16 protein-coding genes are annotated in these 13,771 nt (G+C 36.0%); 14 read left to right on the top strand and 2 right to left on the bottom strand.

The window, feature by feature from the left end:
* Nucleotides 1-23: 23 nt before the first annotated feature.
* Complete coding sequence (locus J2S77_RS02310; protein ID WP_306974911.1) at nt 24-518, bottom strand: inorganic diphosphatase; 495 nt, start codon at nt 516-518, stop codon at nt 24-26.
* Nucleotides 519-615: 97 nt separating this feature from the next.
* Nucleotides 616-840 carry a ferredoxin gene (locus tag J2S77_RS02305; protein ID WP_306974286.1) on the bottom strand — a complete coding sequence of 75 codons (225 nt, stop codon included), beginning with the start codon at nt 838-840 and terminating at the stop codon, nt 616-618.
* A gap of 116 nt (nt 841-956) precedes the next feature.
* Between J2S77_RS02305 and J2S77_RS02300 the strand changes: the two genes are divergently transcribed.
* From J2S77_RS02300 to J2S77_RS02235, 14 genes are all read left to right on the top strand, one after another.
* Nucleotides 957-2,003 (top strand): YpbB family protein, encoded by a 1,047-nt coding sequence (locus J2S77_RS02300; RefSeq protein ID WP_306974284.1) that lies wholly within the window; start codon nt 957-959, stop codon nt 2,001-2,003.
* On the top strand, nt 1,996-3,435 hold the full coding sequence (locus J2S77_RS02295) for a RecQ family ATP-dependent DNA helicase (protein ID WP_306974283.1): 1,440 nt from the start codon (nt 1,996-1,998) through the stop codon (nt 3,433-3,435). Before J2S77_RS02300 ends, J2S77_RS02295 begins: the two co-directional genes overlap by 8 nt.
* A gap of 10 nt (nt 3,436-3,445) precedes the next feature.
* Entirely contained in the window at nt 3,446-4,027 is a 582-nt protein-coding gene (locus J2S77_RS02290; RefSeq protein WP_306974282.1) for a CPBP family intramembrane glutamic endopeptidase, read from the top strand.
* A 5-nt stretch (nt 4,028-4,032) separates the two neighbouring features.
* Entirely contained in the window at nt 4,033-4,311 is a 279-nt protein-coding gene (locus tag J2S77_RS02285; RefSeq protein WP_306974280.1) for a hypothetical protein, read from the top strand.
* Between the two features lie 153 nt (nt 4,312-4,464).
* A complete protein-coding gene (locus J2S77_RS02280) occupies nt 4,465-5,043 on the top strand; it encodes a genetic competence negative regulator (protein WP_306974278.1) in 579 nt (192 codons plus the stop codon).
* A gap of 15 nt (nt 5,044-5,058) precedes the next feature.
* Nucleotides 5,059-5,994 carry a D-alanine--D-alanine ligase family protein gene (locus J2S77_RS02275; protein ID WP_306974276.1) on the top strand — a complete coding sequence of 312 codons (936 nt, stop codon included), beginning with the start codon at nt 5,059-5,061 and terminating at the stop codon, nt 5,992-5,994.
* Between the two features lie 121 nt (nt 5,995-6,115).
* Nucleotides 6,116-7,390, top strand: coding sequence for a Glu/Leu/Phe/Val family dehydrogenase (locus J2S77_RS02270; RefSeq protein WP_306974274.1), 1,275 nt, complete (start codon nt 6,116-6,118; stop codon nt 7,388-7,390).
* 107 nt (nt 7,391-7,497) lie between these two features.
* Entirely contained in the window at nt 7,498-8,484 is a 987-nt protein-coding gene (locus tag J2S77_RS02265; RefSeq protein ID WP_306974272.1) for a YpdA family putative bacillithiol disulfide reductase, read from the top strand.
* A complete protein-coding gene (locus tag J2S77_RS02260; protein ID WP_306974908.1) occupies nt 8,484-9,443 on the top strand; it encodes an asparaginase in 960 nt (319 codons plus the stop codon). The genes J2S77_RS02265 and J2S77_RS02260 overlap by 1 nt, the downstream gene beginning before the upstream one ends.
* Before the next feature lie 127 nt (nt 9,444-9,570).
* Nucleotides 9,571-10,377 carry a spore cortex-lytic enzyme gene (gene sleB / locus J2S77_RS02255; RefSeq protein ID WP_370871779.1) on the top strand — a complete coding sequence of 269 codons (807 nt, stop codon included), beginning with the start codon at nt 9,571-9,573 and terminating at the stop codon, nt 10,375-10,377.
* A gap of 13 nt (nt 10,378-10,390) precedes the next feature.
* Entirely contained in the window at nt 10,391-11,722 is a 1,332-nt protein-coding gene (ypeB, locus tag J2S77_RS02250; protein ID WP_306974269.1) for a germination protein YpeB, read from the top strand.
* A 91-nt stretch (nt 11,723-11,813) separates the two neighbouring features.
* On the top strand, nt 11,814-12,470 hold the full coding sequence (locus J2S77_RS02245; RefSeq protein ID WP_306974267.1) for a flagellar brake protein: 657 nt from the start codon (nt 11,814-11,816) through the stop codon (nt 12,468-12,470).
* A 35-nt stretch (nt 12,471-12,505) separates the two neighbouring features.
* Nucleotides 12,506-13,165 carry a (d)CMP kinase gene (gene cmk, locus J2S77_RS02240; RefSeq protein WP_306974265.1) on the top strand — a complete coding sequence of 220 codons (660 nt, stop codon included), beginning with the start codon at nt 12,506-12,508 and terminating at the stop codon, nt 13,163-13,165.
* A 20-nt stretch (nt 13,166-13,185) separates the two neighbouring features.
* Nucleotides 13,186-13,767, top strand: a complete 582-nt coding sequence (locus tag J2S77_RS02235; protein ID WP_306974263.1) for a lysophospholipid acyltransferase family protein — start codon at nt 13,186-13,188, stop codon at nt 13,765-13,767.
* Nucleotides 13,768-13,771: the final 4 nt, after the last annotated feature.

Below are 13,771 nucleotides of genomic sequence, written 5' to 3'. Positions count from 1 at the left end.
TAATGGCGGTTCATTTTTAATGATTAATTATTTTGATAGCGTTCTAGACATTCATCAATTAATTTACTTGCTGCATCAGCATCTTCATATTCCCCGATTTGTGTCTCTTTACCTTGAAGGTCTTTATAAGTATCAAAGAAATGCTTGATTTCTTCAAGTTTGTGCTGAGGTAAATCGTCTAATGTATTTACATTTTCAAAACGAGGATCTTCTACTGGAACAGCAATAAGTTTTTGGTCTTCTTCACCGTCGTCAACCATGTTCAAGAAACCAAGAACTTTAGATTCGATGACACAACCCGGGAATGTCGGGTTAGTTACGATAACTAGAGCATCTAAAGGGTCGTCGTCTAATGCCAATGTTTCATCAATGTAACCATATTCCGCTGGATAGAACTGTGATGAAAATAACACACGATCTAATTTGAAAACACCTTGGTCTTTATCATACTCGTACTTGTTTTGACTACCTGTCGGGATTTCGACAAATACATCGATAATTTTGTTGTTTGCCACAATACTTCCTCCTTGATTTCAAATTCACTGATTATTATACCAATGTTTCACCAGTAAGAAAAGAAACTTGGAAAATAGTTTTGGTCATTCGACAAATAGTTTAAAATGGTTCATTAGATTGTTTGATTGATTCAGTTGGACATCCTTCTAAAGCATCTTCAAAATCATCTACTAAATTTTCTGGTATCGGTGTATTTCCTTTGTTGTCATCTAATTTTGAGAAGGCTATTCCTTCAATATCATAATCAAATATGTCAGGCGCATTTGTACCACATGCACCGCAAGCAATACAGGTATCAGGATCAACTTTTGTGAAATTAGGCATATTGTTCGTTCCTCCAGCATGATGACATGCTATAATAAAAGTATCTTACTATATTCTATCTACTATTTCTAACTGTTGCAAAAAATATAGTTTCCTGACTAAAAGGAGTCATCCATATGTCATTTTCAAGGTGGTTACTTCCCCGTTTAAAACAAGTCGAAGGTGAGCGAACCCCGCGTTCTGTTCTTCATATTTTAAGAGGAAAAAAATCTGCTCAAACCTTTCAAGATAGTCGGTTGTTTCATCTAGCAGATTTTTATCATGTATTACCCAGATTATCTGTTGATGCATTTGATCAAGCGATTAATCAATTAAAAAAGGATGGCTTGATAGAAGAGCAAGATTCACTCGTAGTAATGACAGAATTGGGTGAGCATTTTTGCCAAGATCATTGGCAATTAGAGCTGAACGGCATGGACTATGGAGCTATTACTAGACCTTTTTATATTCGATTACAGTTACTCATCCAATCCGTTTCAAATTTAATACATAATCAAACACAATTCTTTCCGATTACAGATGATGAGTCTGTGCAAGCAAGTATTAAGAAAATATTTAATGACTATAATCCATTAGCACAAAATGGTGAAGTACTATATGATGAACTAAATCGATTGTTTCGATTATTGAATGAAAATGATGCGAACTTAATGATGTTAACCATTTCAGGATCTGATCAAATTGGTTTAAGTTATCAACAAATTGCTGAAAAGTGGCAGATGGATCCGATTATGATTGAATTATCCGTTCAATCAGTCTTACATCAGTGGTTAGGATATATTACATCTAATCCTAATTCATTTAATCTAATCAAACAGTTAATACCTAAACAAGATGAAAATCGACTAACAGAATCAGCTTTATTGACAAAACATATGTATAACAGAGGTATGTCTATTGACCAAATCGTTGAGAAGAGGCGCTTAAAGCCAAGTACGATAGAAGATCATATTGTTGAACTTGCGATGAAGGAAATTCTGTTTTCAATTCGGAAATTTGTTTCTTTAGAAGATGAAAAGAGAATTCGCTATGTCTTAGAAGAAGACATGACTAAGCGATTAAAAAGGATAAAAGAACAGTTGGATGGTCAAGTGTCTTATTTTCAAATTCGTTTAGTGATAGCGCGATTAGGGCAAGAAAAAGAGGCGATTTCGAATGGTTGAGCATCAATTAGAACATTATCTTAAAAAATATTTTGGTTTTGAAACATTTAAAGTTGGCCAGCAATCTATTATTGAATCGGTGCTAGCAGGTCATAACACTTTAGCAACTTTACCTACAGGTAGTGGTAAGTCGATTACGTATCAATTGCCTGCTTTGCTAAGTGCTGGAATAACGATTGTTGTCTCACCCTTACTATCACTAATGATTGATCAGGTGAAAGTGTTGAAAGCAAAAGGAATCAAACGAGTGGCTACATTAACTAGTTTGCATAATAGTCATCAAAAGCAACGAATATTAAATCATTTATCAAATGTCCAGTTGCTCTATTGCTCGCCAGAAATGTTGCAGCAAAGTCATGTGATGAACTATTTAAAACAACAACACGTTAATTATTTCGTTATCGATGAAGCGCATTGTTTATCGCAATGGGGTCATGAGTTTAGAACCGATTATTTAAAATTAAATACTGTACATAGAGAATTAGGGCAACCGCCATTGTTAGCTCTTAGTGCTACGGCAACAGATGAAGTACAACAGGATATCGTCAATCATTTTAATCTTTCTTTTGAAAAAATAATCTATCCGATCGATCGCCCTAACATTACACTATCAGTCAGAAATGTTGAAACCGTCGAGGAAAAACATCGGCAATTAACGAAACTCTTAGAAAAGAAGCGAATGCCTACCATGATTTACTTTTCCAGTCGCATGAAAAGTGAGTCTGTTTGCTATATGCTACAACAACAATTTCCTGACCGATCGATCGCATTTTATCATGGTGGAATGGAATCAGAAGACCGACTGTTAATTCAACAACAGTTCATGTATGATCAACTTGATGTAATTTGTTGTACCAGTGCATTCGGCATGGGGGTTGATAAAGCTAACATTCGACTAGTTATTCACTATCATATGCCATCTGATTTAGAGTCCTATATACAAGAAATAGGAAGGGCAGGGAGAGATGGACGACCTAGTTTAGCTTGTTTGTTATATCAACGTGGCGACGAATCCCTACCATTTCATTTAATTGGTCAAGAATTACCAGATGATGAAATGATCAGTGCTTTTCTACAAGCTGAGGACTTAAGTGACAAGTTGACAGAAACACAAGAACGATTTTTAGCATTCCAAGCAGAGAAGAATAGATATTCATCTAATGATTTATTCCACATCATTCAGCAAGTTCGTGATCAAAGGTTAGCTGTTAAAAAAGACAGTATTATAGGGTTGTTGAAATGGATTCATACGGATCAATGCAGGCGCCAGGTGCTTTATAAAAAATTTCAAGAAGAGGTTAAAACCCCTGAATATGATTGTTGTGATCAATGTGGATTTAGAGTTGATGATTGGGAATTACCTAATGATGTTTCCTTTTCTCTAGAAGTTAATTGGGAAAAACGTCTAAATGAATTATTTAATAAAAGGTGATGGGAATTATATGTCTAGAAAACCGACACAAGCCGATCTAGTTAAACAACTATCAGATAAAGAATTGTTATGGAACGTTTATTTATCACAAGGTTTATTCCTTGTCATTGCTTATATTGTCGGCCTCTTTCTATTTAATGAATGGGGTGATTTTTGGACCTTATTTCAATTTAATACTCATGAAATTTTTTGGTTTGGCCTGGTCCCAGGGGTCATGATCGTCCTTGTTGACATAATCATGCTTCAATTATTACCGGGTCGATTATATGATGATGGAGGTATCAATCGCCGCTTATTTACATCGATTTCGATTCCACATGTTGCTTTACTGACACTGGTAGTAGCGCTTTCTGAAGAGGTGTTATTTCGTGGCGTTATCCAAACAAATTTTGGTTTTTGGGTTGCAAGTATATTATTTGCTTTAGTTCATGTTCGATATTTGCGTAAATGGGTATTACTGTTGTCTGTTGTGTTATTATCATTTGGAATTGGGTATATGTATCATATAACTAATAACTTAATGGTTACTATTACTGCGCATTACACGATTGATTTATTGTTAGGTGTTTATTATTGGAAAAAAATGAGGTGATTTTAGTGTCAGCATCAAAGCAACAAGAATTGCAACCGTCAGACTCTGCTGATGTCATGTCTTTGCCACCACGTCGCGAAGTGCATCGAAAAAAAAGAAAATGGTTTAAGCAGACCCCAAAACCAAATACAGATGAGTATCAATATGAAGAATTAAATGAAAAAGAAGAAATCGAACACGAACCAACACTTTATTATCATCGATTAACGCTTCATATTGTCCTAATTTTATTTCTTTTAACAAGTATGGCTATTCCGATTTACTATTATTTTATTTTGCCCTAATCATAAGTTTTTGGATGATTTACCTATAAACCGTTTTTAAATATGCATTTATCCTTTAGAATATTAGTATGTGTAAAATTATACTTACTTAAACAGGCAATTTTCGCTGTATCCATCACATATAATAGCAGTAATAATCTTGGAGGTGGTGACATGAGATTAGAACGTATTAGTATAAACCAGTTTAAAATCTTTTTAACATACGATGATCTGTATGATCGAGGCTATTCGAAAGACGACTTATGGAATAATCTTCCTCAAGCAAACCGTCTTTTTCAAGATATGTTGCATGAAGCTTCAGAGGAATTGGAAATGGAATTAGATGGACGATTAATCGTTCGCGTTCACATGTTGCAAGCTCAAGGTATGATCATTGTTGTGACACAAAATGAAAGTGAAATTGAAGATGGAGACGACTATATTGAGTTAAAGGTTACAATGGATGAAAGTCAAGAACTAATCTTTTCTTTTGATACATTTGAATCTGTCATTCAAGTTGCAAAAACTCTAAAATCGTTGAATGAAATGTCTTCGTCAATTTATCATTATGAGCAGATGTATTATATGAAGATTGATGATCACTATCTAGCGAGTAATCAACGTGAAGATCTGATTTCAATTTTATCTGAATTTGGTTCGCCTAGTACGATTACTTCGCATGTTTTAAACGAATATGGAAACCATGTCATTTTAGAAAATGCAATCAAAACCATTAATCAACATTTTAATTAAATTTGAGGTGAACAAATGAAAGTCGCAGTGTTATACGGTGGAACATCAAAAGAAAGAGAAGTCTCTCTATCAACAGGAAAAGGGATGATTCAAGCATTAGAACAGTTGGATCATGATGTTATGGCTATTGACTTTGACCCGAATCAAATGGAACAGTTGTGGAAACAATTAATGCAAGTAGATCTTGTTTTGATTGGTTTACATGGTAAACAAGGAGAAGACGGGACTGTTCAGGGAATGCTTGAATTGATGGGGGTTCCTTATGTAGGTTCAGGAGTTTTAGCATCTTCACTGGCTATGGATAAATCAAAAGCTAAACAGGTATTTGCTATGCACGATATTCCAGTTGCTAGAAGTCAATCCTTCCATTATAAAGAATCTAGAGAAGATATGATTCATTCCATTAAGGCAACATTTACAAAACCGTTTGTGATTAAACCTAATCAAGAAGGTTCAACTTTAGGCTTAACCATTGTAGAATCAGATGAACAAATTGCTGACGCTGTTCAAATGGCTTTCACACATGATTCGGATATTATTGTAGAAGACTATGTGAGTGGAAGGGAATTAACCGTTTCAGTTTTAGGTAATAAAGGTGATGAACAAGCACTGCCTATAATAGAAATCGTACCTAAAAGTAAATATTATGATTATGAATCAAAATATGCTGAAGGCGGAAGTGAACATATAGTTCCAGCTGAGATCAGTGAAGAGTTAACCGAAACGATTCAACACTACGCAAATCAAGCGCACCGAGCACTGGGCTGTGAAACCTATTCTCGTGTCGATTTTATTTTAAGTGAAGTACATGGCCCTGTTATATTAGAAGTGAACACTTTACCAGGTATGACACCGACAAGCTTATATCCAGATGCTGCTGGGGCAGTTGGAATCAGCTATACAGAAATGGTCCAACTATTTATTGATTTAAGCTTGGAGAAATATAGCTAAATTTCATATAAGAATGGATAATTTGTCCTGTTATGTTGTTGCATATTCTTATTTAAGATGTATACTAAACATTGAAAGATTTTAACTCAACATTGTTTGCATAAATATAGGAGGTAAACAAATGGTGGCCCAGAACTCAGAAGATTCTAAAAAAGAAAAAGACAATAATATTCTAAAGTCGACACAAGAGGTCGTTCAAGATGCGTTAGGACGATTAGGTTATCCTGATGAAGCATACGAGTTAATGAAAGAACCTGTACGTATGATTACGGTGAGAATACCAGTCCGTATGGATGATGGAAAAGTTAAAGTTTTTACTGGTTATCGAGCACAACACAGTGATGCGGTAGGCCCAACAAAAGGCGGAGTCCGCTTCCATCCTGATGTTACAGAAACAGAGGTAAGAGCTTTATCTATATGGATGACGTTAAAATCAGGTATTGTTGATTTACCATATGGCGGTGGTAAGGGTGGCATTATCTGCGATCCTCGTGAGATGTCATTCCGAGAATTAGAAGCATTAAGTCGTGGTTATGTTCGTGCTTTATCTCAAGTAGTTGGCCCAACGAAAGATATACCAGCCCCAGACGTGTTTACCAATTCACAAATTATGGCATGGATGATGGATGAATATAGTCGTATTGATGAATTTAATAATCCTGGTTTTATTACAGGTAAACCAATTGTTTTAGGTGGTTCACACGGACGTGAAACAGCAACAGCTAAAGGGGTTACCATCTGTATTGAAGAAGCTTGTAAAAAGCAAGGTATTGAACTTCAAGGGGCTCGTGTAATTGTGCAAGGCTTTGGTAATGCTGGAAGCTTCTTAGCTAAATTCATGCATGACATGGGTGCTAAGGTTATTGCAATCTCTGATGCAGAAGGCGCACTACATGATCCAGATGGGTTAGATATTGAATACTTATTAGATCGTCGCGATAGTTTTGGTACAGTCACTAACTTATTTGAAGATACCATTACAAATGACGAAATGCTTGAACTAGAAACAGATATTTTAGTGCCCGCAGCCATCCAAAACCAAATTCGTGAAGATAATGCACATAATATTAATGCTAAAATTGTTGTTGAAGCAGCAAATGGCCCGACTACATTAGAAGCAACTCAAATCTTAACAGAACGTGGAATTTTACTTGTTCCAGATGTGTTAGCTTCTTCTGGTGGTGTGACGGTTTCTTATTTTGAATGGGTCCAGAACAATCAAGGTTATTACTGGAAAGAAGAAGAAGTCCAAGAAAAATTAAGAGAAGTGCTTGTTAAAGCATTTAATAACGTTTATACAACGTCTCAAAACCGTAATATTGATATGCGTCTTGCGGCATATATGGTTGGAGTACGTAAGATGACAGAAGCAGCTCGCTTTAGAGGTTGGATTTAATTAAAAACAGTTGAATCGCTAATTAAAATCTCCTATCATTAATTTGGTAGGAGTTTTATATTGTCATAATCCAACATAATGAAGCCAATACATAGAGGTGTTTATAAATGAAAGAAGAAAAGATCATCATTATAGGTGGTGGCCCGTGTGGTCTTTCGGCAGCCATTGAACTTAAACGTCAGGGTTTTGAACCGCTTATTATCGAAAAGAAAAATGTAGCTAATTCAATTTATCATTATCCCACTCATCAAACCTTTTTTAGTTCAAGTGAAAAGCTTGAAATCGGACAAATACCATTTATTTCTGAAAGACAAAAACCAGTGCGTAATGAAGCATTAACATATTACAGAACGGTAGCAGATCGAACTAAGTTACGAATTAACACTTATGAGAAAGTTTTAAATATGCAATCAAATCCTGATGGTTATCATATAAGCACGGTGGACCAAAATAATATCGCGCATGATTATTTAACCACATACTTAGTTGTCGCAACAGGATATTATGACCATCCTAATCGTTTAGATATTCCTGGTGAATCATTACCGCATGTTTCTCATTATTTTAAAGAAGCACATCCGTTTTATAACCAGAACGTCGTGGTAATCGGTGGGAAAAATTCGGCGGTTGATGCCACTTTAGAACTGGAAAAGGCAGGGGCTCATGTGACCGTTTTATATCGTGGGGCTGATTATTCTTCAAGTGTCAAACCGTGGATATTACCTAATTTTGAAGCATTAGTTCGACATAATAAAATTCAAATGGTTTTTAATGCTGAAGTACAGAAGATAACTGAAGAAAAGGTACATTACAATATAGGTGAGGCCAACTATCAAGCTGAGGCAGATTTTGTATTTGCTATGGTTGGTTATCACCCTGACCACCAGTTTTTAAAGTCGATTGGGATCAATATTGACATTGAAACAGGAAGACCTGAATTTAATGAAGCAACAATGGAAACGAATATAAGTAATGTTTATATTTCGGGTGTTATTGCTGCAGGTTATAATAATAATGAAATATTTATTGAAAATGGTCGTCATCACGGCGAGCAAATCGCACAACATATTGCTGAGAAGGAACAGGTGAGATGATGAATAAGGTTGTATTAATCACGACAGGCGGAACAATTGCGAGTAAACCTAAGCAACCGAGTGGTAAACTGTCATCAGGAGAAATGACTGGTGAAGAATTAGCATCATTATGTGAATTACCTAATGAAATTGAACTTGTTATTGATTCTGCTTTTCAAAAGCCAAGTATACATCTTGATTCAAATGATTGGCTTTTATTAAAACAAACAATCGATTATTATTTTGAAGATCCTGAAGTATCGGGTGTAGTAGTGACTCATGGAACTGATACGATTGAAGAAACGGCTTATTTTCTAGACTTAACAATTAGTGACGAGCGCCCTGTAGTTGTGACAGGATCTCAACGCTCGATTACTGATTTAGGCAGTGATGTTTATATTAACTTGCGTCATGCAATTTATACAGCTTGTAGTCCTGATCTACATCATGCAGGAACCGTCGTTGTTTTCAATGAACGAATTTTTGCTGCTAAGCACGTTAAAAAGGAACACGCTAGTAATATACAAGGATTCAATTCATTTGGATTTGGTTATTTAGGCATTATTGATAATGATTTGGTCCAGATATTCCAACGTCCAATCCAACGTGATATATATCAAGTATCTCAACCTTTACCACGTGTAGATATCGTAAAATGTTATACAGATTCAGATGGTGTTATGATAGATGCATTGGTTGCTGCAGGCACTGAAGGGATAATACTAGAAGGTGTAGGGCGTGGACAGGTTCCTCCTAAAATGATGCCCGCGATTAAACGTAGTTTAAATAAGAGAGTCAAAGTTGTCATTACCACAGCCTCAGAAGAAGGAGCTGTTTATCCAACTTACGATTATGAAGGCAGTGCTTATGATTTATATAATTATGGAGTCATTCTAGGAAGTGATTATGATAGTAAAAAGGCTCGTGTAAGGTTAGCAGTACAATTAGCAGATGGCAATGCCTCACTAACATTTTCATAATGATTAATAGACCCTCGACACTTGTTGTCGGGGGTTTTCATTTGACCAGAGTTCCTTTGTATAATCCGTTATAAAAAGTAGAAACTAAGCCATAACGTGAGTTAAGGAACAGGAGGATCATGAGATGATGAAACAATTATTAGGAATCACCATTGTTTGTTTAGTAATACTAGGAACAAACTTGACGGTCAACGGGTTTTCCGACCAAGTGATTCAAAAAGGTGCAACAGGTGATGATGTCATTGAATTGCAGGCACGCCTACAATATAACGGATACTATGATGGAAAGGTTGATGGCGTATTTGGTTGGGGAACTTATTGGTCTGTTCGTAATTTTCAAGAAGCTTTTGGTTTAGAGAATGTGGATGGCTTAGTAGGGGATAAAACAAAACAAATGCTAGTGGATGCGACAGAATATGATGAGAATTATATTAATCAACAAATCAATAATAATCGTGATATTAACTATGAAGGTGGTAAACAATCTAATCAACAAACCAATGAATCAACACAAGAATCACAAAACAATCAAGACGCAGCGACCAACGAACCACAAGCAGTTAATGTTCCTAATGGTTTTTCACAAAATGATATAAATTTAATGGCCAGAGCTGTCTATGCTGAAGGACGGGGAGAACCGTATAATGGCCAAGTTGCGATCGCTGCTGTCATACTAAATCGACTCGATGACTCTGATTTTCCAGATTCAATTTCAGGAATCATTTATGAACCCCTTGCGTTTGAAGCAGTTGCAGATGGTCAGATTAATATGCAGCCGAATGCACAAGCACGTGAAGCAGTTATGGATGCCACGAACGGCTGGGATCCTTCAGGTGGTGCTATCTACTATTTCAACCCAGACACCGCGACATCAGATTGGATTTGGTCAAGACCTCAAATCAAACGAATTGGTAAGCATATCTTTATGAAGTAGGAAGGTGAATTAAATGCCAGGATGGATACGTTGGATAATATATATTGTACTGCTTATAGGATTAGTTGGAGCAATCATTTGGGGTTACCAAGAACAGCAGGAGAAAAATGCTATATTAATTAAAGCGGAGAATAACTATCAGCGAGCATTTCATGATTTAACATACCGTATGGATGAATTAGATGAGAAAATTTCAACTGTACTAGCAATGAATGCTCCAAGTAATATTTCGCCTCAGATGGCTAATATTTGGAAGATAACTTCTGAAGCGAAAGCTGACGTTTCACAGCTTCCGTTGTCATTATTGCCATTTAATCAAACGCAGCAGTTATTAAATCAAATTGGTGATTTCGCTTACGATGTATCAATTAGAGATTTAAATGATCAGCCATTAAATGATCAAGAATTACAAGCGTTAAGTGAGCTTAAAGATCAATCAAACCAAATGAAAAGTGACTTAAGACAGGTGCAAGATCAAGTTTTAACAGATGGTGTAAGGTGGATGGATATTGAAGTCAGTGTTGCAACAAATGATCAACGTGACGATGAAGTATTAAATGGATTGCAGGTAGTAGAAGAAGATGCTGGTCAGTTTGATGGATTAAGTCAGTTGAATGATAGCGCTAATAATGAGAATTCTATAGAGCTTACGGGGGAGTCATATAATCAGAGTGATATAGAACAAGTTGTTAAAGATTATTTTGAACTAAATGAACAAACAGAATTAACAATTACAGAAAATGGAGAAGGTTCTGAAGTACCTATTTATAATGTTTCATTCAATACTGATTCTTTTCATGGTTACGCTGAAGTCACGAAGCAAGGTGGAAATGTATTATCATACTTGTTAAACCGTGATGTTGGTGAGTCGACGAAAAGTTTACATGATGGACGTTTAGTCGCTGAAACATTATTAGAAGACTTAGATTATAACCAAGTTGAAATGGTTGAAAGTAAACAATATGAAAAAACAGGCGTTTATAAGTTCGTTCATGTTCATGATGATACCTACTATTATCCTGATGAAATTCAAGTGAAAGTGGCTTTAGATGATGGTCAAGTTACAGGACTAACAGCTAGAGACTTTATATTAAATGAAAATAAACGAGAAGAACGCGAATTCGAACCAACCTTGTCTGAGGAAGAAGCAATCGATTATATTCATGAACAAATAGATGTTCAAACAACTCGCCTAGCAGTCATTGAAACAGAGGAAAACGGAGAAGTGTTAGCGTATGAAGTGTTAGGGACAATTGATGGTACAACTTATCGTGTTTATATTAATGCTAATGACGGGTTTGAAGAACGGGTCGAGCGTTTAACCCAAAGTGAAGAAGTTTATTAATAAATAATTAGAGGAAAAGGTAACTTTACCTTTTCCTTTTTAGTTTTTTTTGTCATAATTATAATAGCTGGGGAAAAAGGAGATAGGTTCTATGCTGTCAGTAGGTAAAAAGCTTTCCATTGAGACAGTCAAAGGAGAACAAATAGAAGGAAAATTACATTCTAAAGTATTTGACCTGACGAATGATCACATTTTTATTGATTATCCTGTAAATCAACAAACAGGTAGAACCCATTATTTTATTGAGAACACAAAAGTCAGGGTTTCATTCGTATCCGATCATGAAGTAGTTTTTCAATTTTATTCGGAAGTTAAGCGTAGAAAATGGCAAGGGATGGCTGTGCTCGAATTAGACTATCCTCATAAAGATGAATTAATGAAAATACAGCGCCGTGAATATGTTCGTGTCAACACGAATTTAGATATTGCCCTGCACCCATTAGACGAAGAACGGGAGCCTTTAATATCTTACACACTAGACATAAGTGGTGGAGGTATCGCTGTTAAAGCTCACGATATCAAGTTTAATGAAGGTGAAGAACTTGACATGATGATCGTGTTACCGCTTGAAGCTAATCAATATATTTATTTAAATGCTATAGGTGAAGTGATTCGTTATAGCCAAATGGATGGATCAAGTTGGAAATTATCGATCAAATTTAATTCCATTGATGATGAGAAGCGAGAAGCCATCATTAAATTTTGTTTTGATCACCAATTACAACGCCGTCGAAAACTTAAATCATAACATGCGAAAACTTAAAAATTCTAGGAGGAACGATCATGAAAGTAGCAATTGACGGACCAGCGGCAGCGGGTAAAAGTACTGTTGCTAAAAAAGTAGCAAACCAACTTAGTTATGTATACATTGATACTGGTGCAATGTACCGAGCCCTAACATTACAGGCTCTTAGAGAAGGAATTGACCCTAATGATGAACAAGGCTTATCACATTTAGCTAAACGTGTAACCATTTCATTCAAGTATCAAGAGCATGGTCAAGACGTATTTTTAAATGATGAAAATGTATCGCAGGCGGTTAGACAAACAGATGTCACAAATCATGTCTCAGATGTGGCTAAACACAAATCGGTACGTGATCATATGGTGGCTATGCAACGTGAATTAGCTGAAGTTGCTAATGTTGTAATGGATGGACGTGATATAGGCACATATGTCTTACCTCAGGCAGATGTAAAAGTATTCTTAATTGCTTCTGTGGAAGAGCGGGCTGAAAGACGACATACAGAAAACTTACAAAAAGGAATTGAGTCGGACTTAGAAGAGTTAAAACGTGATATTGAGCGTCGTGACCAAATTGATTCAGAGCGTGAAATGGCACCGCTCATTCAGGCTGATGATGCAATCGAGATTGACACGACATCATTATCAATTGATGATGTAACTAATCAAATTCTTTCATTGATTCAACAAGCTCAGTAAGTAATAAAGGAGTTTATGAGATGATCTATAAGTTTGCTAAATTCGTGGTTTGGGTAATATTTAAATTTTTATATCGAATCAAGATTCATGGCCAGGAAAATATACCTGATCAAGGTCCAGTTATTATATGTTCAAATCATATCTCTAATTTTGACCCTCCTGTTGTCGGTATTACATCACCGAGAGACATACACTTCATGGCAAAAGAAGAGTTGTTTGAGAAGAAGGGGTTAGGCTTTCTATTACCTCATTTAAATGCTTTTCCAGTTAAAAGGGGAATGCGCGATCGTAACGCTCTTCGTAGAGGGTTAGAATTATTAGAACAAGGTGGAACATTAGGCTTGTTTCCAGAGGGAACACGCAGTAAGGATGGTCAATTACAAAAAGGGCTTGCAGGAGCAGGATTTTTTGCGATGCGCTCCAATGCAACGGTTATACCATGCGCCATTATTGGGAGCTATGACCGATCTGAACCATTACACGTCGTATATGGACAAGCAATTGAATTTGAAACATTAAAAGTTGAAAACCCTAGAGCTCAAGATGTGACAGATGAAATTATGGCGAATATCCAATCATTATTAGAAGAAAATACAAAATAATGTT

Origin of the sequence: Alkalibacillus salilacus (assembly GCF_030812915.1) — a bacterium.
Classification (GTDB): Bacteria; Bacillota; Bacilli; order Bacillales; family Alkalibacillaceae; genus Alkalibacillus; species Alkalibacillus salilacus.
This window is presented reverse-complemented; position numbering and strand designations above follow the sequence as displayed.

Coding starts and splice junctions, on each gene's coding strand:
- J2S77_RS02305 (WP_306974286.1), bottom strand. CDS start 840: ATGCCTAATTTCACAAAAGTTGATCCTGATACCTGTATTGCTTGCGGT.
- cmk (WP_306974265.1), top strand. CDS start 12,506: ATGAAAGTAGCAATTGACGGACCAGCGGCAGCGGGTAAAAGTACTGTT.
- J2S77_RS02265 (WP_306974272.1), top strand. CDS start 7,498: ATGAAAGAAGAAAAGATCATCATTATAGGTGGTGGCCCGTGTGGTCTT.
- J2S77_RS02290 (WP_306974282.1), top strand. CDS start 3,446: ATGTCTAGAAAACCGACACAAGCCGATCTAGTTAAACAACTATCAGAT.
- J2S77_RS02260 (WP_306974908.1), top strand. CDS start 8,484: ATGAATAAGGTTGTATTAATCACGACAGGCGGAACAATTGCGAGTAAA.
- J2S77_RS02270 (WP_306974274.1), top strand. CDS start 6,116: ATGGTGGCCCAGAACTCAGAAGATTCTAAAAAAGAAAAAGACAATAAT.
- ypeB (WP_306974269.1), top strand. CDS start 10,391: ATGCCAGGATGGATACGTTGGATAATATATATTGTACTGCTTATAGGA.
- J2S77_RS02235 (WP_306974263.1), top strand. CDS start 13,186: ATGATCTATAAGTTTGCTAAATTCGTGGTTTGGGTAATATTTAAATTT.
- J2S77_RS02300 (WP_306974284.1), top strand. CDS start 957: ATGTCATTTTCAAGGTGGTTACTTCCCCGTTTAAAACAAGTCGAAGGT.
- sleB (WP_370871779.1), top strand. CDS start 9,571: ATGAAACAATTATTAGGAATCACCATTGTTTGTTTAGTAATACTAGGA.
- J2S77_RS02275 (WP_306974276.1), top strand. CDS start 5,059: ATGAAAGTCGCAGTGTTATACGGTGGAACATCAAAAGAAAGAGAAGTC.
- J2S77_RS02280 (WP_306974278.1), top strand. CDS start 4,465: ATGAGATTAGAACGTATTAGTATAAACCAGTTTAAAATCTTTTTAACA.
- J2S77_RS02245 (WP_306974267.1), top strand. CDS start 11,814: ATGCTGTCAGTAGGTAAAAAGCTTTCCATTGAGACAGTCAAAGGAGAA.
- J2S77_RS02295 (WP_306974283.1), top strand. CDS start 1,996: ATGGTTGAGCATCAATTAGAACATTATCTTAAAAAATATTTTGGTTTT.